Consider the following 24,262-nt stretch of genomic DNA (forward strand, 5'->3'; position numbering starts at 1 on the left):
TCCTTCCCGAAACAACGGATCATGTTGCTTGGCATACACTTTACCTTCTTGTGTGCGCGTGACAATCATATCGCGTTCAAACTGCGCAAAGGCGCTAAATATTGTAAAGACTAGTTGGCCAGTCGGCGTATTGTCAATTAAGCCCATATTCAAAATGTTAACTTTGACATTTTCTTTAAACAACTCTTGGATAATGGCTAAGGCCTCGCGTGTGTTCCGCGCAAACCGATCCAACTTAGTGACAATCAAAGTATCGCCTGTTTTTAGAACGCGCAACAGTTTTTGAAACTCCGGTCGTTCGGTAGTTGTGCCGGTAAACTTTTCTTGAAAGATTTTTTCTGCTCCTGCCAATTTTAGTAACTCAATTTGATTTGCTAATTTTTGATCAGTGGTACTGACCCGCGCATAGCCATATTTCATCTTTTTCTCTCCTTACTTATGTCATTAAGTAATGACACGGTTCTAACCCTTTAATTATACAGTATCAAAAAAGAGGCCACAACTGTTAAGTTATGGCCTGATTTCACTCTATCTAAACACTTTACTCATTATATATAAAAAACGTCAAGAAAAATTTTTATCTAATCCCTTTTAACAGGGGAACGCTTAGCCACTTGTAGTGCCTGATTGATTACTTGGTTATACAAAATGATTATTGTCACAGGCAAAAAATAATCTAGTAGATTACCCGTTGTGCTAGTTAATTAGCTGCCAGGTATCTACGAATAAAAGTTGTTCTAATCGACTTTTGAAGCCACGCAGACATCGGGCCCGATTATGTTCAACCTGAAATAAAACCTGCCATTTAGAGAATAAAGTTTCGATCATGCGCCTTTGGCGCTTCAATAAGGTGCTATTCAGTCGTGATTGGGGCATGTTACGGCGTTTGGGTGTCCAGAAATCAATGTGTCGTTGCTTTAATTGATCTTTTAGTGGTTGACTAAGGTAGCCAACATCGGCCAAAACATGTGAGCAAGCGTATTGGTCAATCAATTCTGGCACTAAACGAATATCATGAATTGAAGCAGCTGAAATTGAATAGGCCACTACAATGCCTTGATTGGTGACCTGAAAATGTCCCTTTAAACCATAGAACCATTGTTTCTTGGTGGCATTATAGCCAATGTCAGCAAGTGAGCGTAAAACTTTGGCTCGATGATTACGAATTGATTGGCATAATGGGATTGGAAAACTATCTATGATGGTGTAAGTCACTGATGGTAAACAGTGTTTAACTAAACCAACCCGCAGGGTTTGGAGCAGACAGCCCATAGCTGTGCACCGTCGATTAAAACGAGATCGTTCCGGCAAACCAGTCAGCCCTAACCCAACTAACAGACGATAAAAAGCACATTGATTAGTGATACCAAGTGATACCTGCCAACACATCAAAGCCATGATAGTTACATCTGATATTTTGGCATGATTAGCATTCTTTCTTTGCCGAATTTTGCAGGAAACATAACGTTGATATAGTGGCGTTACAACCGCAACCCAGGGTTGCCAAGGTGCTTGCACGATAGTTGTAGGTTGAGTAAGATAACATTGGCTTGACATCGTTCACACTTCTTTGTTTAGGATACTTAAAAGTGTAAGCCTGCCAGGCTTTTTATGTACTTTAATTGTCCCATTTCAACTAGCACAACGGGTCTAAGGATATCTCTAATAACGCATGGATATTCTTGTTTTCCCAAGTTCGCGACACATTTAAAAACCTGTCCATAACTAGACACTTTAACGCAGCTGTACTTAAGTTATTCCTGATCAGGTCTTAGACTAACACCTATTATCGATCATTTTTAAAACAGTCAAAGGAGCCTAATCAATGGAACCGCAAGTTAAAGAATTCGTGCAACACGTTAATGAAGCCGACGCCATTCTAGTGGGCGGCGGCAGTGGTTTGTCGAACGCCGCTGGGATGGACTTCTGGTATGAAGCCAGCCCACTTTTCATGAAGCACATGAAATACTTCTACGATAAATACCACTTTAAAGGCCTCTTCAACGGTTTCTACACCCACTTTGATTCCCCGGAGGAACGCTGGGCCTTCTTCTTGATTGCTTGGAAGATGGTTTTTGAGATTCCGGCCCAGAAGAAGACCTATGAATACCTTAGGACCGTGATTGGTGATAAACCCTACCACCTCATCACCACCAACCAAGACGGCCTATTCAAACAGTACTTTCCCGCCGACAGCGTCAGTGAGATTCAGGGATCGCACTACTTGCTTCAAAGCAAGAACACCGAAACGGATAAACACCTCTACGATAACCAAGCTATTGTCGAACGCCTATTACCCAAAATCAAAAATCACCGGTTACCCCGCGAAGACTTTCCCGTAAGTCCCATCGATGGCGCCCCCCTAACCTTCTGGGTACGCAGTCCAGAATTTCTAGAAGACCAACGCTACCACGACGAATACCAAAAGATCAGTCGTTTCCTGGGGCAACACGCTGGTCAAAAGATCCTATTTCTCGAGATGGGTGTCGGGCGGATGACCCCCATGTTCATCCAAGAACCCTTCTGGGAAATGACGCACTATATGCCCCAAACCTTTTACGTGAACATCAATCCCAAGGATGCGCTGACCAGTCCCGAAATTAAACACCGTTCTCAATTAATCAGCGCTGATATTAACCAAGTGCTTAAGGAAGCTGCTAGTTTCATGCAAGGAGGAGCCCATGCCTAATTCAATTCAAATCGCCCAACACTGGTTAACCGATGCCGACGCCATCTTAGTCACCGCCAGCAATGGATTATCCATCTCCGAAGGCCTCAATCTATTCGCCCAAGACGCCAAATTACACCAGGTCTTAGGCGACCTAGCCGATAAGTACCCGCTGTCAAACCTACTCACGGCCCTAAGCTATCACTACCCCGACCCATTGGATCAGTGGCGTGCCTATGCCCGGATTACCGAGTATTATTCCCATAATTATCACTCGTCATCCTTAATGACCACGTTAAAGCACCTTCTAGGGAATAAGCCCACCTACTTCTGGACGTCCAACATTGACCACCACTTCGACTTAGCCGGCTTCCAGAACACCTTCGAAATCGAGGGTAACTGGTTAAGCGGCGTGTGTCGCGAACATCCCCAAAAACACGGAACGGTGGACCTCAGCGCCCAACTCCACCAGATTTACCTGAAGGACCAAGCCGGGACCCTAACTCTTGCCGACCGGCCCACCTGCGATCAGTGCGGTGCCCCATTAGTCCTCAACCTAGCGGGCGAAGCCTTTCAGGCCGATAAAACGCGGGCCCATGGTTTCACCGACTTTTTGCAAACCTACCAGAACCAAAAACTCCTGGTTCTGGAACTGGGAATTGGCCCCCAAAACCAGCTGATCAAAGCGCCAAGCATGCAGCTGGTGGCGGATGCTCCCCATAGTCACTACCTCACCATCAATAAGGGGCAGCTCTACATCCCCGATAACATTATCGACCGCGCGATTGGCTTCTCGTCAACGATTGACCAAGCCTTCCATGCTCTGACCACCGGGCAAGCTCAGGGGCTCCAGATTGAGGGGCCTACCCAGCCCCATCCCCAGTTGACACCTCAACAACAGGCTAAACAGGAACAAGCTGCCCAACCTTTCCTGCCCTTCTACATGGTTAACCAAGGAATTCGTCCCGGCGAATTGACCATGTACCTGACCATCGATGCGCAACATCCCGCCCACTTCCACTTTGTCGAACGGGGTCAAGCCTGGATGTATTCGATGGGCGACGCCGTGGTGGCACACTGCTTTACGCAAGAAGGGAAGTACTACCAGGTTCAGTTAGGACTGGATAAAACGAAAGATCAAGTCCACGGCTTTTACGTGGAGGCCGGAACCTTCATTGCCTTTGAGCACCTGACCGGCGATGGCGCTGGTTTTTCTCAAATCAGCGGCAATATTCCGCCACAAGACAAGGGCCAGCTGATGGTTCCCAAGCCGGATGCGCTGATCAAGTTGTTCCCTGAGCAACGCGCCTTAATTGAACGGTTAGCCGTCACGACGCCGACCCACTAAGGCTGAATTCTCCGCCAAACTAAAAGCGAAAAGGAATTCTCAGTGGTAGAATTCCTTTTCGCTTTTTCAATCGTCAGACGCCATCCCCTGTTCAGTCCGACAAATCGCCTTGGAAGGCGGTATAGCCGCTATTGATGAACCGGTTCAACAGGCGGAGGTCATGATACCACGCGTCATTCTTGATGAACCCATTCTTCTTGTTCATGGCAAACGACCCGTGGACCGTGTAAATAAAGAGTTTTTCCGCATCCACCGCACTGAGGCCGGTTCGCCGTTGGATGGCCGGCACCATCCGCTGCCGTTCCCGGGCAATGATTCGGCCCACAATATATTCGCTGAGCATGGGATCCATCAGCAGTTCATGGTACTTGTTGGAGTCGGCGACGCGTTGACAAGCGGCCAATTGCGACTCATTTTCCTTAAGATAATCCATATCCGTCGATTGGGCACCAGCACCCAGCGCCGTCAGTTGCCGATTATCCGTAAACATTAGCGCATCATCCAGCACTGCATTCAAAACATTATCTAAGCCATCAAAGTGGAGATAAAACGTCGACCGGGCGATATCGGCTTCCCGGCACAGCTTCGTCACGGTCATGCCGAAGTAACCATGCCGTTTGATCAGCTGAATAAACGCATCTTTGATGACCGTGATGGTATACTGCGTACGACGATCCGTCTTTCGCATTAAAAAACTCCCTTTCGCGATACTGTCTTCTCGTCCCCCAAGTTTTTTCCGAACGAGCGTTTCAATCCAACAACCTGTCCATTATTATAGATACTGTCCGAAAAATGTAAAGTCGTCTCACTCATGGACGACATACCGGTGACCCGCCGAAATATGTTCGACGAGGCCATTCAATCTTTCAAGGAAGTGACACCATGTTACAAAAAATTGCCGTCTTGGCCGATATTCACGGAAACCTGTCCGCACTGACCGCCGTCTTAGCGGACGCTCGCCAGCAAGCCGTCACGGATTACTGGTTTCTAGGTGATCTCTTTTTACCGGGGCCAGGCGCAGAGGACCTTTACCAGGCCTTAGCCGCGGTCCAGCCCAGCGTCTGGTTGCAGGGCAACTGGGACCAGGGGATTCAGGCCCTAGTTGACGGTCAAGTCCAGCTGGAGGACCCCTCCGAAGTCTACTTCGCCCGCCTAACCCAATATCTGATCGAACGTCTATCTCCCAACCACTTCCAGGCACTAGTCAAACAGCCCATCGCCACCAGTCGCACGGTCAATGGCCTGGACTTCGGGCTTTCCCATAACCAACCGGAGCGCTCGACCGGTCACGACCTGTACCCTAACCAGGCCGAAGCCCACTTCGACCACCTGGTGGGACAGCATGACGTGGCGGTCTACGGCCATATTCATCAGCAGCTCCTCCGGACGTCAGACCAAGGGCAACTGATCATTAACCCGGGAGCGACCGGCCAACCTTACAGTCCCTACGCCAAGTTCATGGCCGACCAGCGGGCCCACTACGCCATCCTGACCGTCACCGATGCCGGTCAGCTGTCCGTTGACTTCCGCAAAGTCTCCTACGACATCTCCCAAGAGATCGCACGGGCGAAACAACAGGAGCTGCCCTACTTCGACCTATACCGCCACTTACGGCAAACGGGGTTCACCAGCACCCACGACAAGGCCCTGCTCAGTCGGGTAAACGCCGCTCAGGGATATCCGCAAGAGGTACAGGCTTACTTTCACCGTTAACCCGCATCCATTCTTACCCGGTTCACTGCTAAAACAGCCCAGCCGACGTCGATCACCATTCAAAATTTAGCAATCCTCGTCAAACATGATTTAAAGCAACTGGGCAATTACTAGTGGCCGAGAAATGCTAAAATAGAGTTGAGTTAACAATTATGAAGGGAGGAGCGTCAATTGGATAGTGAAATTATTGCCCGGCCATTGGTGACCATCACCAACGTCATTTGGAGTTTTAATACTGAATTACACCGACCACAATTACTATTGATTAAGCGGGCAGATGAACCTCTAAAGGGACATTGGGTCCTCCCCGAAACCCTCTTGCGGAGTAAAGAGAGTGCCGACACGGCCTGCATTCGTCTAATTGACGATAAAATTGGCCTGCAAGTTCCGATGAATTCAACCGAACAACTGGCCACCTTTACAGATCCCAAGCGGGTTACGGGAACTCGGGCACTGGCACTCGCCTATATGACCTATTTACCATCAACCCCAAAATTGCATCCAGGGTATGGGGCCACAGATGCCCAATGGTTCGTGCTTGATAAAGATCAGGGCAACTATGTGATCACCCATGACCAACAGGAGATTATCCTAAGTCCCGCCGGTCACCTGGTCTTTGATCATATTCAAATCATTACTACCGCCATTAATCGGATTAAAAACAAGCTGGACTATCAACCCCAAATTCTTCGGATCTTAGGTAATACCTTTACCCTGCGCCAAGCGCGCGAAGTCTTTGCGGCTTTCTTAGGTACGACAATTGACAAGATTGATAATTCCAACTTTAAGAAAACTCACAACCACCTCTTCAAAGAAGTCGGGGTCGCCACTTTGAACCATTCTGGGCGGCCACCAAAGCTCTACCAACTTAACTAAAGGGCATCATTTGCATTTTGCTGCAAAGTATTTATACTAGACGTAAATAAAAGTCAACCATACTTTTATTTTTAGCCAAATTAAAGTAATTTTTACTTAAAAGGAAGCATTTAAGATGAATCTACAACTATTAACCGACTTATATGAATTTTCCATGGCCAATGGGTACTACGCTACCCTACCCCATGATCGACAAGCTCGCTTCGACGTCTTTTACCGCCGGGTTCCCGACAACGGTAGTTTTGTCATTGTCGCTGGTCTCCAGCAGGTGGTAGAACAAGTTCAAAATTGGCATTTCACTAAGGAGAACATTGAATACCTGACCTCCCTGAATGAATTTACTCCCGAGTTTTTGGATTACCTGAGCAAGATTAAAAATCACTGCTCGATTAAGGCTTTACCAGAAGGAACCCCTGTTTTCCCACAGGAACCAATTATTTCAATTAGTGGACCGTTGATTGAAGCCCAGCTGTTAGAAACCTTTATTCTAAACATCATTAACCATCAATCATTAATTGCGACGAAGTCTTGGCAAATCAACCATGCCGCTCAAGGCCGACCAATTATGGAATTTGGCGCGCGGCGGGCGCAAGGCCCTGATGCCGCCACGTATGGGGCGCGAGCCGCGGTGATCGGCGGTTGTACCAGCACGTCGAACTTACAAGCAGCCAGTCAATTTAATATTCCCGCGGCCGGCACAATGGCACATGCCTGGGTCGAAAGCTTCTCTGATGAATTAAGTGCCTTTCAAGCTTGGGCCAAGGTTTATCCTGACAAAGTTTCCTTGCTCGTTGATACTTATGATGTCTTGAAGTCAGGAGTGCCGAACGCAATTCGGGTCTTCAAGCAAGTTAGCGCTCAAGGGCACCAACCAGTCGGGATCCGGATCGATTCCGGTGACATTTCGCAATTAGCCATCAAAGCCCGGAAGATGCTCGATGATGCTGGCTTCCCCAAGGCAAAGATTACAGCTTCAAATGCCCTTGATGCGCATGTAGTTAAGTCGTTGTTGGATGAAGGAGCTCCAATTGATAACTTTGGGATTGGGGAACGTTTAATTACCAGTTCCTCCAGTCCGGTATTAAGTGGCGTTTATAAGCTCGCCGAAGAAAAGATTAATGATCAATGGATCCCAAAAATTAAGGTTAGTGATAGCAGAGAAAAGATCACCCTGCCTGGTAATAAGCAAGTTTACCGGATTTACCGGCAAGATAACCTTCACCAAGCGATCGCCGATGTGATTGCCCTGGCTGATGAGCACATCACGGCTCCATTGAAAGTGGTTAATGCTAATTCGGCAGCCACGCACGCCAGTCAAGTTCTGACTAACTTTAATGCTAAGCCATTGATGCAAGAATATCTGGGTTCCAATGCTTCCCCAATCGAAAATGATCTCTTTAAGATTCAGCAATTCTCAATGGATCAAGTGGCAGAATTACCAGAAGCCACAAAACGGTTAGTTAACCCCGATCGGTACCCAGTTTACTTAACAGCTACATTGGCTGAATTGCAAGAACAGTTAATTACTAAAGCTCAATTTACGGAGGAACATTAAGATGGCTAAAGCGCTCTTAATTATTGACTATACAAACGACTTTGTGGCTGATAAGGGATCACTAACGGTTGGCAAGCCAGCGCAGACGTTGGCCCCAGAAATTATGCGGTTAGCCGATCAATTCTTAAGCCAGCATGATTATGTGATCTTTCCTACTGATGGTCACCGGCTTAATGACCCATTCAATCCAGAAACCAAACTATATCCGGCCCATAATATTATTGGGACGACCGGTCAGAAACTATACGGCCAAGTCGGCAGCTGGTTTGATCAACATCATGACGACTCCCATGTCTACAAATTCAATAAGAACCGTTACTCCTCCTTCCAAAACACCAATTTGGATAACTACCTGCGGGAACGGCGGATTGATGAAGTCTGGATTGCTGGTGTCTGCACTGATATTTGTGTCCTCCACACCGCAATCAGTGCCTACAACCTGGATTACCACATTGTGATTCCACAAGCAGCCGTGGCCACGTTCTCACCAGCTGGTGCTGAATGGGCGATGAATCATTTTAAAAACGTATTAGGGGCCACAATTCGATAATTCACTTTCAAATGATTATCAAAAAAACCACGAATTAATTACAAAAAATTCCCTTTGCTAAATGCATTGGAAATTTTTCTTTTGGCGTTACCTTTCTAGGGTAAAAGGTAACATTTTATTTTCAAATACAATCTTGAAAATAAAAACGTGTACGATGAATTGAAAGCTACTAAGCATGCAATCGAAGAATGGAACAACAAACACTTTCAGAACTATGTTGAGCACAGTTGTTTGCATTCCGATTAATAAATGATACCACTCTAACATGATTCCCATCATTTTCTCAAAATAGTTTTGCTGCTCATAAAAAACGGTTTTTAATTTATCTGACATATAAGTCTCATCTTTTTATATTAAACTTTTTGCGATATCTGATAAAGGTCGTCCGTTTAATACCTGTATTTCGGGACACATCAATGTCACTCATACCAGCTCGATAAAGCTTAAAAGCATGTTGCAAACGGGGATCATCTTTGGCATATTGGGGTTTGCGCCCATGATATTTACCCTGCTGCTTAGCTAAGGCAATCCCTTGTTGCTGGCGCTCAATGATTCGCTTACGTTCACTTTCGGCCTGATACTTATAGAGTTCAATAATCAAGTTGGTCATCAGTTGACGTAAATTTGGGTCAGCAATCCCGGTCATGGACGGCAAATTTAACACATCTAGGGTGGCACCCTTATTTTGAATGGAGTTCATGATCTTAGTCAAATCATGGTTGTTTCTGCCTAAGCGATCTAATTCAGTGACCATTACAATATCACCCTCACGAATATAGGCCAGCATTTTTTGCAGTTCTGGTCGCTTGGTGTTAGCCCCACTTAATTTATCCGTAAATAATTTATTAACGTCTTTTAAAGCCGCTAACTGTCGATCTAAATGTTGCTCCTTGGAACTCACACGCGCATAACCGATTTTAGCCATTTCCAGTTCCCCTTTTGGACAGTTCTAATGAACACTTGTAATTCCTAGTATAGCACAGAAATAAAAAAGACCATTAGGGTATGCCCTAATGGCCTTTAAACATTTTTTATTAAAAATTATTTTTTATATAACTAGCCACATTTTCTTTGTCTGGAAATAAAGTAGCCTGGTTTATTTCCAATGATTGATTTAATTCGTTTAAAATTTGTTGCTTTTTTTCACCAGGAATTACTAATCTAATTGGCTCATTGTGTCCATTGTACAGAGATACTTTGTTATCAATATCATCATGAATATTTTCCAAGCTACATGATGTACCATCATAAGGTTCAAAAAGGAAAAAACCACTTTGAGCTCGTAAGCGTTCATTATTAATTGAAGGTTCGACGAAAAATGGGTGAAGTAAAGTTCTAAAGTTGATTAGATCAGCAAAATAACCAGTATCTCTTTTAATATCATGATACAGGCATTGCATTTCATAAGACTGATTTATTTCTTTATAGAAATCATTTAGTGAGTCATATACTTTTTGGTTTTCCTCAGAAAGTTGTTCATAATAGCCCTCTGGGAACTGCTTGACCAGATCCATGTACCAACTTTGGTATAAATGATTTTCATCTTCTTTCAACAAATCATCAATATTTTTGTTGAAAGAAGATATTTTTCTATAAATACTTTTCTTTTTTTCTTCGTCCATCAATGCTAATGTTGATAAGACTTCCACGGTGTCACTGCGACTACTATAGTATGTGAAATCATCAATATTTTGTGTCTTGTTAGAAAAAAACATGGTAACTATCCCGTCTGTTTCATGTCCTTCAGAATCAAGATGAGATTGACAGGCAAAATAAAGAGCGACAAGAGCATTGGTCGTTACATCTAATAACCTAGTTGGCAAGCCAAAATGTTGCATATAAGACAGGCGAGAAAAATTGTTTTCTAAATTGTTAAAATCGTTTGCGTACCTACGCATGTACTCATTAGTAAATGAATATTCATGGGTATATCCGGAGAGCTCTTTTTGTCTAAAGATGCTAGCAACGTTATTACTACTTTTGAAGTCATTTGACTGTCCTCTATAGAAAAATCGTGGTAGCAAACCTCTTCCATCAACTGTTACATTAGCTTTTATAGACTTTAGGGATTCTGCTTTTTTGCTTAAAAAACTATTTACAGATTGAATATTCAAAATAGAACCTCCTATAGATATAAGCAAGCACTCTGATAAAATGAATCAATTACCGTATTTTTATGCTCAATGTTCTTACTAAGATGACTTACGTTAATACACTAATCCAGGTTAGAATGAAGTACACTACTGATTTAAAAATATGTTTCTAAAAGAATTATATCTCTGTATAATGAATCAAGTAGAGAAGTTAAGGCGGTGGCTATTTCCGATCGGAGGCGGTGCTTATGGTGTTAAACCTTTAAAGCCCATAAATCCTAACGAAAGGAGTAGCCTAAGTGTCCGTTTCGGACGCTTTACAATTAATGCTAGCTTTCGGTACATTTATCGTGGCCTTGATTGCATTAATTGTTGAGCTGATCAAAAGTCAGCAAAAAAATAATCCGTCTTAGCTTTTGGCAGGGCTAAAGTGAACCCCCAAGGTTGGACAGAAAAATCCAATTTTGGGGGTTTCATTTATGAGTAAATTTAATTTCGATTTTAAAGTTAAGATTGTCACCGAGTATTTAAGTGGTCAGGCAGCTTATTCACTAGCGAGAAAGTATGGGATTGGCAGCAAGGCTACCGTTTCAATTTGGATTCAGCGATTTGAAAGATTTGGTATTAAAGGACTTCAGCCAAAAGCCATGGACTTAGAATACACTAGTCAGTTTAAAGTTGATGTATTAAACTGGAGGAAACAAAATCAGGCCTCACTTCCAGTAACCGCCTTACACTTTAATTTATCCTCGCCAAGTACAATTTGGCAATGGGAAAAGCGATTTGAGACATTAGGGATAAAAGGGCTTGAGCGAAAGCGAGGCAACTCGAAAAATATGGCAAAACACAAGAATGAGAACGCTAAACCAGTTGTCCAAAAGGACAACTCAACAACAAAAGATACTTTAAAGCAACTCCAAAAAGAGAATCAAATGTTGAAGATTGAGAATGAATACTTAAAAAAATTAGAAGCCTTAGCTCGGAAAAAATCAGCACAAAGGAAATCTCGAAAATAGCGACTGAGTTGAGGCAAATATTCCAAGTATCAATTAAATTGATTCTCAAAGTAATTAAAATACCGCGTAGCACGTATTACTACACTCGAAATCATGAAGGTCGAAAATTCAATGACGATCAAGTTATTCAAGCAATTGATGAAATTCGACAACAAGATTTAAAATACACAAAGAAGTACGGGTACCGTCGAATTACAAGTGCTCTGCATGATTTAGGATTTCAGATAAATCACAAGCGGGTTTTACGTATTATGCAAGAACATGCCTGGATATGTCATGCCTTTAATCGCCAAACTCGTAAATATAACTCGTATAAAGGATTAGTTGGTAGGATTGCCCCTAATCGGTTAAAGCGTCGCTTTAAGACCGACAGACCCTATCAAAAACTTGTAGCAGACGTCAGTGAATTTCGATATGGATCTATGGGAACAAATGAACGCGTTTATTTGGAACCGGTACTAGATTTATTCTCTGGAGAAATTTTAGCATTTAATATAAGTGAACATCCAACAGTTGAATTCGCCATTAAACCGCTCAAAGAAGCTTTAGAAGGACTTCCGGCACTAAATTATCGGACAACAGTTCATACTGACCAAGGCTTTCAGTATCAACATCGCCAATGGCGAACGCTCTTGAAAGAACATCATGCATTCCAAAGTATGTCTCGTAAAGCGACTTGCCTTGATAATGCAGTAATGGAGTCATTCTTTCATATTATGAAAGCAGAAATGATGGATGAACATTTTGAAGATAAAACTAGCCTAATTCAAGCAATGAAAGATTGGATAGACTTCTATAACAACCGTCGTATCAAAACAAAATTAAACGGCAAGCCCCCGGTAAAATACCGAGAACTCGCCGTTCAAAAAGCAGCTTAACAATTTGTCCAATTTTAAGGGTTCACTTCAGGCTAACGGATTATTTAATCTATTATTAAACTTTGCCACCGTCTTAAACGGCTCTACATGGGAAGCCCTGTTCTAGCGGGGCTTCCTTTTTCTGTTTACATTATAGCATGGCTATAACGGACTTGCGACTATTTTAAGTGTAGTTTCTCAAAGGCTAGAGAAACTATTGTTCGTTCTTGAAAATATGTAGGAGCAACGGCCTAAGAACCATATATAGTGGTATAATATGTAATAAAAACTATATGTAGTGTTTGGAAGGTGAAATTCTTGGTTCAAGAGAAACACAACAAACTATTGAGCGCAATAATTTCGATTGGTCTTTTAAGCTTTTTAGGAATAGTGGTTGAAACAGCGTTAAACATAACCTTCCCACAATTAACAACGTATTTTTCTATACCTATCAGTCAAGTTCAATGGTTGACTACTGGATATATGCTAGTCTCAACTAGTTTGATTCCATTGGGTTCATTCTTTTTAAGACGGTTTCGTGTGGTAACTTTATTTAGAGTTTCGTGCTTAAGCTTTTTAGTCGGTACGTTGATTGCAAGCTTTTCCAACAGCTTTAATTTAGTTTTGCTAGGCCGCTTATGTCAAGGCATTGCTGATGGAATCGCGTTACCGTTGATGTTTGCTGTCATACTAGATCAAGTGCCAAAGAAAAAAGTTGGCACTTTTATGGGGCTAGGTAGCTTAGTTATTGCCTTTGCACCAGCAGTGGGTCCCATATATGGTGGCATAATTCAGGACACATTCAATTGGCATTTTCTATTTATAATTTTAATACCAATTATTATGGTTACCTGGCTGCTTGGTGAGCTTAGCATTGAACAAAGTTCACCGGTTCATTACGTTCCCTTTGATGTCCGTGGGGGCATTTTCTTGGCCATTTTTTTGACAACGACGTTGATGTTTATTGTTAACTTGACTGCTAACAGTAGCTCTTTTAAATTGTATTTATTTTTACTAGGAACAGCTTTTTTTAGTGGCTTACTTTTCCTTCTTAATGAGAAGCATAAGAGCCATAAATTGTTGGAATTAAGTCTCTTTAAAAACAAACGCTTTTTGCAGTTGTTAAGTGCTTTTTTTCTATTGCAATTCAGTTCTTTGAGTATGTCATACTTAATCCCTAATGTGCTACAAATACTTTTTGCCCAGTCACCTGGTTTGGTAGGTTTTCTAATTGCTCCTGCCGCTGTGATTGATGCAGTGCTATCGGTGGTTGCTGGTATTATTTACGATAAAACTGCACCCCGCTTACCCATTATAAGTGGCTGTATAATCATTGGACTGACCTTTTTGGGCGCCAACCTATTTACACCAAGTATTGGCGGGCTGGTTTTAATATATATGCTTTTTATGGTGGGATTGAGCTTTAGCTACAGTAACATCATGACCTATAGTTTGTCTCAATTACCTGCTGGGTTAGTAAATGATGGTAATTCGATTTATATGACGGTTCAAGCTTATTCAGGAGCAGTTGGAATTGCAATATCGTCCTCTATTGTTTCTTTATTGCAGAAACAACAAGGGAGTGTAATTTCAGGGACAAAATGGGGGTTAGCAATCAATTTCTTGATTTTGTTTTTTGTTGCCGTATTCACAATTTCTCTATGCTTGATAGCTTTACGAAATAAAGTAATTAAAGGAGATAAAGAGTAATGAGTTTAGATGATATAAAATCATTTTCTAAAGAAAATATGGCCTTTGATCCAACTGGGCATGATTTTCTTCATGCCCAAAGAGTGGCTAAGTTAGCTCAGAAAATATATACAGAAGATTTTAAAAAAGATGAAACTGATATTGGTCTGTATGTTGTGAAAGCAGCTAGCTATTTGCATGACACCATAGACGAAAAAGTCACTGCAGATAAAAAGAATAGACTGAGAGAAGTACGAATTATACTTAGCCATGAGAATATTGCAACTCCGGCTAGAGAAGACATTTTAGATATTATCCAACATATGTCATATTCTGACAACATTGAACACCATTACCAGCTTTCTAACGAAGGTAAATGTGTTCAGGACGCTGATAGACTTGATGCACTAGGTGCAATCGGCATAGCACGTGCATTTGCTTACGGCGGGCACGCTGGACAGGAAATATACGATCCCAAAATATCAGTGAAGGAAATCAAAACACACGATGATTATCGCCATCACAAAAGTACAACCATCAATCACTTTTATGAAAAGCTACTGAAATTAGCAAGTTCAATGAATACCAGAACGGGAAAGCAAGAAGCCAGTCGTCGAACAAAGTATATGCGTGATTTCTTATCTGAATTCCAAATGGAAACAGGTGTAAAAGATGAGACATAATGAGTACATTTTGATTACAAGTGCATACCCCCATCTTCATGCCGGTTCCGGGTTTGGTGTTGCCGTTGCTTTTTCGTCATTTCCCACTCAGTCTCCTTTAAACCTTGCGCCTGTTTTTGCCGTTCGTAATCTTCATCACGGGCATATAAGGCGGTCATGATTGCGTTACTAAAGGCCGTCTTTAAGTAATAGTCTGGACTAACTGGCTTGTAGTTCAGTGGTTGATAATGTCCGATATTTGCTTTTCTGTACTGGTCGTCCTTGGCTTGTTGCCCTTTTAACTGTTTTTGAATTTTCTCGATCTGACTGTTCTTAATCGTCGGATCGACTTTGCATTCGCCAAAAAAGAGTTGTTTAGTGCCATCATGCTTTAAAACCCGTTGTAAGTGATGATTTTCTAACTGATCTAAGCTAAGCTGTCCCGACAAATAAGCTAACCCTAATTGATGTTCTTGGGTACTGAAAACCTGTGGTGGATTTGATTGCCATTGTTCCATTGTTTCGACTTTTAATGGCTTTAAAGTTGGATCATAGTACATCACGGCTGTATAAGCCTGTTCCTGTTTAGTCAATGGCAATCCATCTAAATCGCCTTTGGGAAAGGCCCTTTTCAATACTTCATGGTATTGCGTTTGAATAACTTGCTTAACAGCCATGATTGTTCGCAAATCTTTGACTGCGCGAGTAATCTTTTGCTGTTCGATTGGTGAATATTTCTCTAGTAACCCTTGATCGACGTGTTCTAGACTTTCTAAGTTATCGTCATGAATCATCAGCGTATATTTCAGTTCGATTTTGACTTCCTTTTCCTGTTGCATTAATAACTTCCAGCCAACGTATGGCCGTTTGGTAAAGGTCAATAATTGTTGTGTCAACAAATCATCACGAATGTTCATTAAACGTTCGTTTAATTCACTACCCTTGAAAACTGTTTGTTCGCTATTGGTTTCCTTAATTAATTCTCGTCTTTCAGCTTGCGTGGTCTGTTCAAAATTAAGCTCTGGATAAAGTTTTTTAGTCGTGCGATCAACCACTTTATTTAAGAGTTCATCTGCTTTTTTGAGTGAGCTTTCTTGTTGGTTAATTGTCAATAATTGTTTAGTCACATCTTCACCAACCGCATGTTTAATTAAGGTACTGTTTTTCCAATTAAATAGCATGCGCCGCTTATCATCTAAGTTCTCCAAACTGATATAAGTTTTCAGTTCATGGCTTAGCTCTTTAACTACCCGTTTTTCATTAAACGAGAAGTGTTTACTTAGGCTATCTAAATGACCTCTATTGATTGCTTTTTCTTGGTTATTTTTATAACTGGCTTTGGCCTTGCGATAGTCCTTAACTTGTTGATTAAATTCTTTTCTTTCATGCCGCTTACTATTGATTCCCTCATGTTGAGTTGGAACTTCATCTATTCCTTGATTTTCAAAGGATTTTTCGCTGATCCGATCGGGAATATTTTTTTGCTCTAAAACTTGATTAACACTCAACGCCCAATTGTGCCGCCATTCAGTTATTTTTTCTTTTTTATCCCAATCAACCAACCAAATTTTTCGGTTTCTTACATTCCCTGCAGGGGTCTTAGTTTTATTACCATGACTATCTAAAATGTATTCGGTTTTTGTTTTCTGTCCCCAAGTACCATCGGGGTTAAATGGGCGATTGGTTAACATCACATGAGCGTGCGGATTATCTGGGTGGTCGCGATGAATTGCCACGTCGGCTACCATGCCCTCATCAACAAAATTTTCTTGCACATATTTTGTCAGTAATTCTTTCTGTTCGGATTCACTTAATTCTACCGGTAAAGCCACGTTAAACTCTTTTGCATACCGTGAGTTTGATTTACGATCTTTCTTTTCAACTTCATTCCACAACTGCTCTCGATCACTGGCCCATTCTGGTGCATTTTTTGGCGTCAAAATAAAGCTTTCTGGCATAACCGAGCGGGCATAAAAATAGTGGCGACCTTCCTTATCATCAAATAGCTTTTCACCACTTCGATAAGCGGCACTGGCAACCGCACTACGCATTTTTCCTGCGCTTATATTTTGAAAACTCATATGAAAAATTGCCATGCTGTTGTCTCCTTTCTTTTAGGGTTTATGGGTTTGATTTTGTTGTCGCCAACGGCGACTTCTAATACAAGTTTTAATGGGTTTAGCACAACGTCATCAAAGATGACGTGTAAGTGCGCATTGACCTCGTTTCACTCGGACTGCTGATTCTCCTAAATTTACTTCTAGTGTATGCCTTCCGCTTCGCTATTTCAACTTTTATCCTTTGACTTAACGTTTCCTATATGATATAGTTTCGGTGATTATTTCTAATATGATTGGAGGGATCGTTATGTCTCAAAGTAACTTAGAAAAACAAGAAGCTAAATTAAAAGCCCTTAATCAAAAGATTAAAGCTGAAAAAAATAAGATTGAACAACGGCTAGGTAAACAAATCATCAGTCAAGCCAATTTAGATTATGCTAATTTGTCTAACGATCAGATTAAGCTTTTAGCCAAGCAATTTTCTGAATTTTTAAAGGTAAAGTCCGTAGATCATTAGCCATACGAGATGGGGAAATTCCATGCCTAATCAATATGAAAAATTAGTTAAACAACAAGCACGTTTAAATCAAAAAATTGAACGAGAAGATTTTAAATTACGGCAATCTAAATACTATGAAAACCGCCAAGCACGCAAGGCCCGCTCTCGTCGACTAATTCAAAAAGGAGCCTTAATCGAAAAATACTTTCAGGCTGATAACTTATCAGTCGAACAAACCGAAGAACTTTTAAAAATATTTGCTGACTATGTTAACGCCCATAAACCGGATAAATTAAAAAACGATCAACCTAATAACTAGGCCGATCGTTTTTATTTTCAGGATTGTTTTTTGGCTTAATTTCTGGATTGTATTTAGCAAAGTCTTTTAACTGTTTTTGAATTCTTTGTGTAAGCTCTGCTTTACTTTCTTTGTGCTTCCTTTTACTTGATCGCTGTTGAATTATCTTTTGACCCTTACCTCTTCTTTTTGATTTTAGGTCAAGCGTAAAATCTGAAATTTTATTTTGATCTAGCTTACTTAAATGACCGATTTCTTTAAAGTTTAAACCGGCTTTGGGAAAGCGATAAATATTACCAAGATCGACCCAGGAAGGTTTCTTCAACCCAGCGGATTGCCAATCTTGAATCGGATAATATTGTTGCTTGATATAAGCCGACTTCTTTTCATACTGACTAGTAATTTTAAAAGCCTCGACCGTCTGTCCTGATACCCGACGAATTAAAACTGGTCGAGACTTGCCACCGTTAGTTTCTACAAAACTAACGTATAGGCTGACTAAGTCATTAGTCCTCATCTGGATCGTTGAGCCAATCAGCGACCTCTTTAGCGTCTTTGAACTCGGTGACTGGTGTCCCTTCGGTCGCCTTTAAAAAGCGTAAATTAGCTCTTTCTTCTTCGCTTAAAGACACATTAAAAGGTAAAGCACCATTAGCAACAATCCGCTTGTAAAACATGTTAATGGCCGTGGTTGGATTTAAGCCCAATTCGCTTAAAACTGCTTCGGTATCATCGGCCAAATCTTTATCAATCTTGACTTGGACCCGTTTCTTTTCCTTAACTGCCATGATTGTCTCATCTCCTTTCTTTTACTACTACCATTATACTACCTTTTGAGTACCTTATCAATAGATAAAGCCCTGGCCTCAGACCACTTGAGGTTGGCATTGATCTAAAGGCTGAACTTTTGAGCTAGTTATCTCTGACACTTATTTAAAAGCCCCTGTTCTTCTGTTTAAGCCAGTTAAATATAGCTTAAGCATAAAGGGTGAGTAAGTCTCAAAACCGTTTAGAAAGGATTTTGCAGCCTTTTAGGACTAGTAGTACAACCCACTGTTGTCGTTGTCGGCCGGCTTTTCTTCTTCGGGGTGTTTGGCCGCGTATTCTCTAGCCGCTTGTTTATTCCACCAAACACCAAATAGATTTTGCATGGTGCCGTACAGGTAGTTTTCCACGTTCTTGATGTGCTTCTCATTGCTTCTTAGGGCGTTAAAGTAACGTCTCAAGGCTTTAGTCATTAAAAATTTAAGTTCTTCGTCGTCCAGTGGGATTATGACGCCAATATTTTTATGATCCTTCTCAACTCGGTACTTAGCATTTAAGATAATACCAACGAAGCGACGCATCTATTGCGGGGTACGGCACCAAAAACTAAGCAGTATTCATCATGTTACAGCCCCCAAGTAAAAGCTACGAAGATAAAAACATTCATCCTCAAAATATGTAACCTAGAAAAAAGGCCTCCAGTGTTAAACCGGGAGCCTTTTTTAGTATACCAATTTCTACTTCACATAAGGCGGCTTATCCCAAGTAACCACCATTCACCCTGATAAAACAACGATCCGTTATTTTACCTTTGTGAAAATTTCTGATAACCAATTGGTATAGCTATTCAATCCCTGATTTATCGGTAAATATACTTTGTGAAATTCACTGAAATTACGTCTAGGCCATTCCCTTGAATTCAACTGTCTCATTCTTTGTATTAACCAAAAACTTACCGACACTCCCCTGATACTTCACGAATACTTTAAATGAATACTTGTAATTTACCCGAGTGTATCGAATACTACTAATTCTTCCCTGATACCCTTGACTACGCAAAACTCTCTTCACTTGGTTCCTTTGCCGATCAGTAATTCTTGCAGAACTCCGATAGATTGTCTTCTTAACGATCACATCTGGATTCAATGGAACAATGTAATCCTTACATTCCAACAATTCCACCAACTTTCTTTTTTTCTTTGGAATTTGACTTGACGGGTTACGGTTTTCCATTCAGTTTAGAGGGAGTGACGTTTTGAGCGCAGAATTGTTCCCTGGAATCAGCTATTTGGAATAACTGAACCAGAGTACAATTCTACTACTAAAAGTTTCCCCTTAGTTCGTCGGTCGTTAACGCCCGTCGCTTGTCTGTACAATTGCGGTATTGCTACCACCACTCATTATAAACCTACGTTTTCGGTTTAGCCTACTAAAAAACGCCCTAGTAGGCGTTGGCAATACGTATTTATGTTTGTTCGATCACCAACTAATCAGTGGCACCAAGCCGAAGCTTCGTTTTACCACCCGCGCCGTTAATGGTCGCGCTCACCATTCACCACCCAGCCGTACAGATGACCTTGTTGTGGTATAGCCAGACTTATTGAAGTCGCCCTGGCAAACGTGTCCCCTTGGATTTAGACCCCAGCTTGTCCCCTAGGGCTTTAAAAATCGCACCGGCCATGATATAATAGTCAGTAAATGAGTTGACTTTTGTGTGGCGCTCACCGATGCCAGTCGGTGGGTGTTTTTTTTATGCAGTTTTTTAGGTATTACTTCTTTTGAACTACTGACAGTGTCCCCCATGATTCACAGTTAGTACAGCAAACGGTGGAAATAATGTTAAAAACACATCATATAGTAGGACTGTCAATACCAATGATTATAGCCCTTTCATAGGATATCTGTCAACAATTATATTTAATTTCCCTTTTTCCCTTTATCTATTTATCCCTAAATAGAATTATCCCTAAATAGAATTATCCCTAAATCCCTTTTTCTATTTAGGGATATTTTTAATTCCCATTATAACAGTGTTCTCAGTCGATAAGTATCCCTTTTTCCCTTTATCCCAATTTCTATATATCCCTAATTCTATATATCTAAATAACTATTTAGGGAAATTTCCCTTTCACTATTAAATTGTGGTATACTAATTAAAAATCAATTGGAGGTCGTTGTTATGGATATTCCAGACGTAGTAAAGGCTATACAGTCTCGTGATGAGGCATTAACCATTGTGATTGGTAATCAAAAGGGTGGCGTGGGAAAAACAACTAACACGTATCTCATCGCTTATACCTTAGCTAAAATGGGAATACATACGTTGGTTGCAGACTTAGACCCACAAGCCAACGCCACTAAAACACTAATGTTAACGAAAAGTCAGCAGGAAGATACCGTGTACTCAATTAAAAAAACTCTGATGGTAGGCGTACAGGAGAAAGATCTAACAGACTTACCAGTTAAGATAATGGATAACCTTGACCTAATTCCTTCATATATTGATTTCCAAGATTTCACGAAATATTTATATCAGAATACGAATAATGAGTACGAAGAAACACATCTGTTGGAGCCCTTGTTTAATCCATTGAAGAAGAAATATGATGTAATTCTGTTGGATGTGCCACCATTTAGTATTGAGATTACCCGTAATGCTGTTATCTTCTCAGACTTTGCACTTATCAGCTTGCAAACACACGATGATAGTCTATCCGGTGCAGAAGAGTATGTGAATACCCTTTCTAAACTTCAGCAAGAGTATCAGCTAGATATAGAGGTAATTGGTATCTTGCCAATGCTTCACGATGCCCGTAACGGTGTCGATCAGACAATCATACAATCTGCTAAGGATGAGTTTGGAGAAGAAAATGTATTCACAAATATTGTTACTCAAATGGCCCGGATTAAACGATTCCCAATTAATGGAATTACCGATAAGGACCGCTTCGATAAGCGAGTGTTAGACAAGTACCAGCAAGTTACCGATGAGTTATTAAGCCGGATTGGCTTATTTATAGATGATAAGGAGGCCAAGTAAGATGCCAAGTAAAAAGCCTAATATTCTTCAACGAAGGGTTACCGGAGCGGTAAAGCCATCAGAAGAGTACCATGCAACAGATAATGCTACGAAAAAAGAGAATAAATCTTCCTCTATGCCAAAAAATCAGAAAAAATCCCTTAAGGTATCCGCAGAGACTTACAAGGATATGAAAGTCCTGAAGACAATTGAACATGTTAGCTTCGACTACGAGATTATCCAGCTTCTTATTGACCAGTATTACAAGGATATGACCGAGGAACAACAGCGCAGGTATACCGTATTGCGGGAGAATATGTAAGCAGTGCTACATTAAAATAAAAGGGTAGATTGCAAATTTAATCCGAATTTTTGGACAAATTTGTCAGTATAACCTGATACGGTGTTTGCCAGTCGAGTATTTTAAGCGGTCGCTGGTTAATTTGGAGTAACGTCGTCGTTAAATCTTGAGCACTAATGTGCTCAAAACGAGTCCCTTTAGGATAAAAATAACGTAAATTCCGATTAAAGCGTTCATTACTACCACGTTCAGCTGGCGTATAAGCATGGCAGTAATAGGTCTTAATACCATATTGTGATTCAAGTGATACTAGCCCACTAAACTCAGTGCCACGGTCCACAGTAAAGCTGTGCACCGGACCATTAAAAGTGGTTAGGAACTTAGTTAGTGCTTCATTAACAGTCGCTGTCGTCCGATCTTTTAACCGGTATGCCCAAAGGAACCGTGATTTGCGATCGATTAAAGTTAATAAAACTGCCTTACTATGCCCACGAGGACCAACGACTGTATCTAGTTCAAAATCGCCGATGCGCTTACGTTGATTAATCATCATGGGACGCTGTTCAATTGATCGCCCCAAAGATTGATTATATTTGGATCGTTGGTCAACGTTACGCCGTTGGCGTACGCCATGTTCAGGTAGATCATTCAAGGAGAAACCAATTCTCCCCTGATTTAGCCAATTATAAATAGATTTAGTAGCTAGTTTAAATTCGTGAGCAATCATTCCTGGTGACCAGCTTAGACGTAAATGGTTGAGAATTTTTTGCTTTAACTCATCGCTCAGCTTAGTTTTCCGACCACATCGTGATCGCTTGTATTCGGCATCTGTTTGTGCTAATTCAGCCTGATAAGGTTGACATCGAGATAATTCATAAGAAATTGTTGACGGTGATCGGTTCAGCCGAACGCCCATTTGGATATTGGACAGCCCTAGTTCACAAAAGGTTTCGATTTTAATTCGTTCGGAATAGGTTATACTAGACAAAAGATCAGCTCCTAAAAGATGGGTTTGTGGTAAACACCATTTTAAAGGAAGCTGATCTTTTTTGTCCGAACAGCGTTCGGATTAATTTTACAATCTACCATTTGTGATAGACTTTTGAGTGTCAAAATCAAAAGAAAGGCTGATCACAAATGACCTATACTCATCTTACTATAGACGAACTTGCCACAATTTATTCTTTTTGGAAACTCGGTAAAAAGGCTTATCTAGTGGCCCCAGCGCTCCATCGGAGTGCTGAAACTGTGTATCGTATTTATCGGTTTCTTGACGCTGGCGGTACGATTATTGATTACCAATGCCACTATCGAAAGCATAAACAACATTGTGGGCGTAAACCAATTCAACTACGCCCTGATGAACTGGCCTATATTCAAGCCAAAACTCAAGCTGGTTGGCAACCAGATACCATTATTAATCGCCAAGAACGGGCTTTCAGCTGTGGGGTTCGAACCCTTTACCGCCTTTTCAAACGCGGTGTTTTGGGGTTGTCGACCAAAGATTTACCGATGCACGGCAAACGGCACCCTAATGGTTACATTGAACGCCGTGGGAAAGCGGGTCAATTGGGCAGGGATTTAAAGAATCGTTATCAGGACTATCCTAATTTTAATCAAGAATTCGGCCATTTAGAAGGTGACACGGTTCAAGGTAAAAACCATCAGGGTGCGGTAACCACGCTGGTTGAACGACAAACTAAGGTCGCAATTGTGCTGAATTCGCATACCAAGTCGGCACACGATGTCAATCGTAGTTTAGCAGGATGGCTTTCGAAGCTGCCACGACACCTATTTAAGTCAATTACGTTTGACAATGGTAAGGAGTTCGCCGGTTGGCGAACCATTGCTAACCAATTTGATTTAAATATTTACTTTGCCGCTGTCGGAGCACCCAATCAACGTGGTTTAAATGAGAACACCAATGGTCTGCTGCGTAAAGATGGTTTACGTCACAATCTTATTATGGACCAGCTATCAGATGGATTTGTTCAAGCAGTTGCCAGTCGACGAAACCACATCCCACGAAAAAGTTTGGGTTACCAGACACCTCTGGAAGCATTCATCAGTCAGATTACAGATGAACAGTTAAAAAATTTCTAACTTAATTTGACAATTCGGGAGATTAAAAACACTGCTTTTGGCTTCCGTAATTGGGAGAACTTTGTCAACCGTATTAAGATTCAACGCCAATGGCTTCACCCAGCACGTCAAACTGTGACGGTATAAAAAAGTACCTAGACCAATTAAGCTCCAGATACTTCATAAGGATTCCATCAACTTCACATGACAA

Annotated in this window: 26 protein-coding genes and 1 pseudogene; 16 read left to right on the forward strand and 11 right to left on the reverse strand. The window is 41.4% G+C overall.

The window, feature by feature from the left end; translation table 11 throughout:
• Both RA086_RS15605 and RA086_RS15610 read right to left on the reverse strand, forming a co-directional pair.
• Positions 1-420: recombinase family protein (locus RA086_RS15605; protein ID WP_308704628.1), on the reverse strand; the 420-nt coding region annotated here is incomplete at its 3' end.
• 276 nt (positions 421-696) lie between these two features.
• Complete coding sequence (locus RA086_RS15610) at positions 697-1,557, reverse strand: IS982 family transposase (RefSeq protein ID WP_064578772.1); 861 nt, start codon at positions 1,555-1,557, stop codon at positions 697-699.
• A gap of 268 nt (positions 1,558-1,825) precedes the next feature.
• On the opposite strand from RA086_RS15610, the gene RA086_RS15615 reads away from it, so the two are divergent.
• Positions 1,826-2,689, forward strand: a complete 864-nt coding sequence (locus tag RA086_RS15615) for an SIR2 family NAD-dependent protein deacylase (RefSeq protein ID WP_108477702.1) — start codon at positions 1,826-1,828, stop codon at positions 2,687-2,689.
• On the forward strand, positions 2,682-4,016 hold the full coding sequence (locus tag RA086_RS15620; RefSeq protein ID WP_159074730.1) for a cupin domain-containing protein: 1,335 nt from the start codon (positions 2,682-2,684) through the stop codon (positions 4,014-4,016). The genes RA086_RS15615 and RA086_RS15620 overlap by 8 nt, the downstream gene beginning before the upstream one ends.
• Before the next feature lie 91 nt (positions 4,017-4,107).
• Here RA086_RS15620 and RA086_RS15625 read toward each other — a convergent pair whose 3' ends face one another.
• On the reverse strand, positions 4,108-4,704 hold the full coding sequence (locus RA086_RS15625) for a TetR/AcrR family transcriptional regulator (RefSeq protein WP_308704629.1): 597 nt from the start codon (positions 4,702-4,704) through the stop codon (positions 4,108-4,110).
• A gap of 194 nt (positions 4,705-4,898) precedes the next feature.
• On the opposite strand from RA086_RS15625, the gene RA086_RS15630 reads away from it, so the two are divergent.
• The 4 genes from RA086_RS15630 to RA086_RS15645 all read left to right on the forward strand — a co-directional run bounded on the left by RA086_RS15630 (position 4,899) and on the right by RA086_RS15645 (position 8,710).
• On the forward strand, positions 4,899-5,729 hold the full coding sequence (locus RA086_RS15630) for a metallophosphoesterase family protein (protein ID WP_260145138.1): 831 nt from the start codon (positions 4,899-4,901) through the stop codon (positions 5,727-5,729).
• A gap of 171 nt (positions 5,730-5,900) precedes the next feature.
• Entirely contained in the window at positions 5,901-6,605 is a 705-nt protein-coding gene (locus RA086_RS15635; RefSeq protein WP_308704630.1) for an NUDIX hydrolase, read from the forward strand.
• A 115-nt stretch (positions 6,606-6,720) separates the two neighbouring features.
• Positions 6,721-8,160, forward strand: coding sequence for a nicotinate phosphoribosyltransferase (locus RA086_RS15640; RefSeq protein WP_308704631.1), 1,440 nt, complete (start codon positions 6,721-6,723; stop codon positions 8,158-8,160).
• 1 nt (position 8,161) lies between these two features.
• Positions 8,162-8,710 (forward strand): cysteine hydrolase family protein, encoded by a 549-nt coding sequence (locus tag RA086_RS15645; RefSeq protein ID WP_003712348.1) that lies wholly within the window; start codon positions 8,162-8,164, stop codon positions 8,708-8,710.
• A 340-nt stretch (positions 8,711-9,050) separates the two neighbouring features.
• On the opposite strand, the gene RA086_RS15650 is transcribed toward RA086_RS15645, so the two are convergent.
• Positions 9,051-9,635 carry a recombinase family protein gene (locus RA086_RS15650; RefSeq protein WP_308704632.1) on the reverse strand — a complete coding sequence of 195 codons (585 nt, stop codon included), beginning with the start codon at positions 9,633-9,635 and terminating at the stop codon, positions 9,051-9,053.
• A gap of 109 nt (positions 9,636-9,744) precedes the next feature.
• Positions 9,745-10,824 carry an FRG domain-containing protein gene (locus RA086_RS15655; protein WP_014940866.1) on the reverse strand — a complete coding sequence of 360 codons (1,080 nt, stop codon included), beginning with the start codon at positions 10,822-10,824 and terminating at the stop codon, positions 9,745-9,747.
• A 305-nt stretch (positions 10,825-11,129) separates the two neighbouring features.
• Between RA086_RS15655 and RA086_RS15660 the strand changes: the two genes are divergently transcribed.
• From RA086_RS15660 to RA086_RS15680, 5 genes are all read left to right on the forward strand, one after another.
• Positions 11,130-11,216, forward strand: coding sequence for a putative holin-like toxin (locus RA086_RS15660; protein WP_153152501.1), 87 nt, complete (start codon positions 11,130-11,132; stop codon positions 11,214-11,216).
• Between the two features lie 66 nt (positions 11,217-11,282).
• The gene (locus tag RA086_RS15665) at positions 11,283-11,819 is read left to right on the forward strand and encodes a helix-turn-helix domain-containing protein (protein ID WP_057785073.1); all 537 of its coding nucleotides are present in this window, start codon (positions 11,283-11,285) and stop codon (positions 11,817-11,819) included.
• Positions 11,816-12,697 carry an IS3 family transposase gene (locus tag RA086_RS15670; protein WP_232310845.1) on the forward strand — a complete coding sequence of 294 codons (882 nt, stop codon included), beginning with the start codon at positions 11,816-11,818 and terminating at the stop codon, positions 12,695-12,697. Before RA086_RS15665 ends, RA086_RS15670 begins: the two co-directional genes overlap by 4 nt.
• Positions 12,698-12,994: 297 nt before the next feature.
• Positions 12,995-14,386, forward strand: coding sequence for an MFS transporter (locus RA086_RS15675; RefSeq protein ID WP_041142890.1), 1,392 nt, complete (start codon positions 12,995-12,997; stop codon positions 14,384-14,386).
• Entirely contained in the window at positions 14,386-15,048 is a 663-nt protein-coding gene (locus RA086_RS15680; RefSeq protein WP_014940864.1) for an HD domain-containing protein, read from the forward strand. Before RA086_RS15675 ends, RA086_RS15680 begins: the two co-directional genes overlap by 1 nt.
• Positions 15,049-15,062: 14 nt before the next feature.
• On the opposite strand, the gene mobQ is transcribed toward RA086_RS15680, so the two are convergent.
• A complete protein-coding gene (mobQ, locus tag RA086_RS15685) occupies positions 15,063-17,123 on the reverse strand; it encodes a MobQ family relaxase (protein WP_265481487.1) in 2,061 nt (686 codons plus the stop codon).
• Between the two features lie 271 nt (positions 17,124-17,394).
• On the opposite strand from mobQ, the gene RA086_RS15690 reads away from it, so the two are divergent.
• Both RA086_RS15690 and RA086_RS15695 read left to right on the forward strand, forming a co-directional pair.
• Positions 17,395-17,604 carry a hypothetical protein gene (locus RA086_RS15690; RefSeq protein WP_225083674.1) on the forward strand — a complete coding sequence of 70 codons (210 nt, stop codon included), beginning with the start codon at positions 17,395-17,397 and terminating at the stop codon, positions 17,602-17,604.
• A 22-nt stretch (positions 17,605-17,626) separates the two neighbouring features.
• Positions 17,627-17,905, forward strand: a complete 279-nt coding sequence (locus RA086_RS15695) for a hypothetical protein (protein ID WP_122211492.1) — start codon at positions 17,627-17,629, stop codon at positions 17,903-17,905.
• Here the strand turns inward: RA086_RS15695 and RA086_RS15700 are convergent.
• The 4 genes and pseudogenes from RA086_RS15700 to RA086_RS15715 form a co-directional block, all read right to left on the reverse strand.
• The gene (locus RA086_RS15700; protein ID WP_308704595.1) at positions 17,895-18,401 is read right to left on the reverse strand and encodes a hypothetical protein; all 507 of its coding nucleotides are present in this window, start codon (positions 18,399-18,401) and stop codon (positions 17,895-17,897) included. The genes RA086_RS15695 and RA086_RS15700 overlap by 11 nt on opposite strands.
• Entirely contained in the window at positions 18,391-18,672 is a 282-nt protein-coding gene (locus RA086_RS15705) for a type II toxin-antitoxin system RelB/DinJ family antitoxin (RefSeq protein WP_003646131.1), read from the reverse strand. Before RA086_RS15705 ends, RA086_RS15700 begins: the two co-directional genes overlap by 11 nt.
• A gap of 249 nt (positions 18,673-18,921) precedes the next feature.
• A pseudogene (locus RA086_RS15710) lies at positions 18,922-19,263 on the reverse strand (replication initiator protein A); the annotation flags it as partial.
• 286 nt (positions 19,264-19,549) lie between these two features.
• Entirely contained in the window at positions 19,550-19,882 is a 333-nt protein-coding gene (locus RA086_RS15715) for a hypothetical protein (RefSeq protein ID WP_308704594.1), read from the reverse strand.
• A 946-nt stretch (positions 19,883-20,828) separates the two neighbouring features.
• Between RA086_RS15715 and RA086_RS15720 the strand changes: the two genes are divergently transcribed.
• Together RA086_RS15720 and RA086_RS15725 are read left to right on the forward strand one after the other, a co-directional pair.
• Entirely contained in the window at positions 20,829-21,689 is an 861-nt protein-coding gene (locus RA086_RS15720) for a ParA family protein (RefSeq protein ID WP_013356270.1), read from the forward strand.
• Between the two features lies 1 nt (position 21,690).
• Positions 21,691-21,990: a hypothetical protein gene (locus RA086_RS15725; protein ID WP_016526703.1), complete on the forward strand. Its 300-nt coding sequence runs from the start codon at positions 21,691-21,693 to the stop codon at positions 21,988-21,990.
• 37 nt (positions 21,991-22,027) lie between these two features.
• Here RA086_RS15725 and RA086_RS15730 read toward each other — a convergent pair whose 3' ends face one another.
• Positions 22,028-22,957, reverse strand: a complete 930-nt coding sequence (locus RA086_RS15730) for an IS30-like element ISLpl1 family transposase (RefSeq protein ID WP_013356271.1) — start codon at positions 22,955-22,957, stop codon at positions 22,028-22,030.
• 149 nt (positions 22,958-23,106) lie between these two features.
• On the opposite strand from RA086_RS15730, the gene RA086_RS15735 reads away from it, so the two are divergent.
• Positions 23,107-24,072, forward strand: a complete 966-nt coding sequence (locus RA086_RS15735; protein WP_016526705.1) for an IS30 family transposase — start codon at positions 23,107-23,109, stop codon at positions 24,070-24,072.
• The last annotated feature ends 190 nt before the right edge of the window (positions 24,073-24,262 follow it).

It is taken from the genome of Lactiplantibacillus brownii, from assembly GCF_031085375.1.
GTDB lineage: Bacteria > Bacillota > Bacilli > Lactobacillales > Lactobacillaceae > Lactiplantibacillus > Lactiplantibacillus brownii.

What these genes read in the sequence shown, in the direction of transcription:
- RA086_RS15690 (WP_225083674.1), top strand. Translation starts at nt 17,395, where the DNA reads ATGTCTCAAAGTAACTTAGAAAAACAAGAAGCTAAATTAAAAGCCCTT.
- RA086_RS15665 (WP_057785073.1), top strand. Translation starts at nt 11,283, where the DNA reads ATGAGTAAATTTAATTTCGATTTTAAAGTTAAGATTGTCACCGAGTAT.
- RA086_RS15695 (WP_122211492.1), top strand. Translation starts at nt 17,627, where the DNA reads ATGCCTAATCAATATGAAAAATTAGTTAAACAACAAGCACGTTTAAAT.
- RA086_RS15705 (WP_003646131.1), bottom strand. Translation starts at nt 18,672, where the DNA reads ATGGCAGTTAAGGAAAAGAAACGGGTCCAAGTCAAGATTGATAAAGAT.
- RA086_RS15725 (WP_016526703.1), top strand. Translation starts at nt 21,691, where the DNA reads ATGCCAAGTAAAAAGCCTAATATTCTTCAACGAAGGGTTACCGGAGCG.
- RA086_RS15680 (WP_014940864.1), top strand. Translation starts at nt 14,386, where the DNA reads ATGAGTTTAGATGATATAAAATCATTTTCTAAAGAAAATATGGCCTTT.
- RA086_RS15625 (WP_308704629.1), bottom strand. Translation starts at nt 4,704, where the DNA reads ATGCGAAAGACGGATCGTCGTACGCAGTATACCATCACGGTCATCAAA.
- RA086_RS15640 (WP_308704631.1), top strand. Translation starts at nt 6,721, where the DNA reads ATGAATCTACAACTATTAACCGACTTATATGAATTTTCCATGGCCAAT.
- RA086_RS15715 (WP_308704594.1), bottom strand. Translation starts at nt 19,882, where the DNA reads ATGGAAAACCGTAACCCGTCAAGTCAAATTCCAAAGAAAAAAAGAAAG.
- RA086_RS15650 (WP_308704632.1), bottom strand. Translation starts at nt 9,635, where the DNA reads ATGGCTAAAATCGGTTATGCGCGTGTGAGTTCCAAGGAGCAACATTTA.
- RA086_RS15645 (WP_003712348.1), top strand. Translation starts at nt 8,162, where the DNA reads ATGGCTAAAGCGCTCTTAATTATTGACTATACAAACGACTTTGTGGCT.
- RA086_RS15700 (WP_308704595.1), bottom strand. Translation starts at nt 18,401, where the DNA reads ATGAGGACTAATGACTTAGTCAGCCTATACGTTAGTTTTGTAGAAACT.
- RA086_RS15610 (WP_064578772.1), bottom strand. Translation starts at nt 1,557, where the DNA reads ATGTCAAGCCAATGTTATCTTACTCAACCTACAACTATCGTGCAAGCA.
- RA086_RS15615 (WP_108477702.1), top strand. Translation starts at nt 1,826, where the DNA reads ATGGAACCGCAAGTTAAAGAATTCGTGCAACACGTTAATGAAGCCGAC.
- RA086_RS15720 (WP_013356270.1), top strand. Translation starts at nt 20,829, where the DNA reads ATGGATATTCCAGACGTAGTAAAGGCTATACAGTCTCGTGATGAGGCA.
- RA086_RS15660 (WP_153152501.1), top strand. Translation starts at nt 11,130, where the DNA reads ATGCTAGCTTTCGGTACATTTATCGTGGCCTTGATTGCATTAATTGTT.
- mobQ (WP_265481487.1), bottom strand. Translation starts at nt 17,123, where the DNA reads ATGGCAATTTTTCATATGAGTTTTCAAAATATAAGCGCAGGAAAAATG.
- RA086_RS15630 (WP_260145138.1), top strand. Translation starts at nt 4,899, where the DNA reads ATGTTACAAAAAATTGCCGTCTTGGCCGATATTCACGGAAACCTGTCC.
- RA086_RS15735 (WP_016526705.1), top strand. Translation starts at nt 23,107, where the DNA reads ATGACCTATACTCATCTTACTATAGACGAACTTGCCACAATTTATTCT.
- RA086_RS15620 (WP_159074730.1), top strand. Translation starts at nt 2,682, where the DNA reads ATGCCTAATTCAATTCAAATCGCCCAACACTGGTTAACCGATGCCGAC.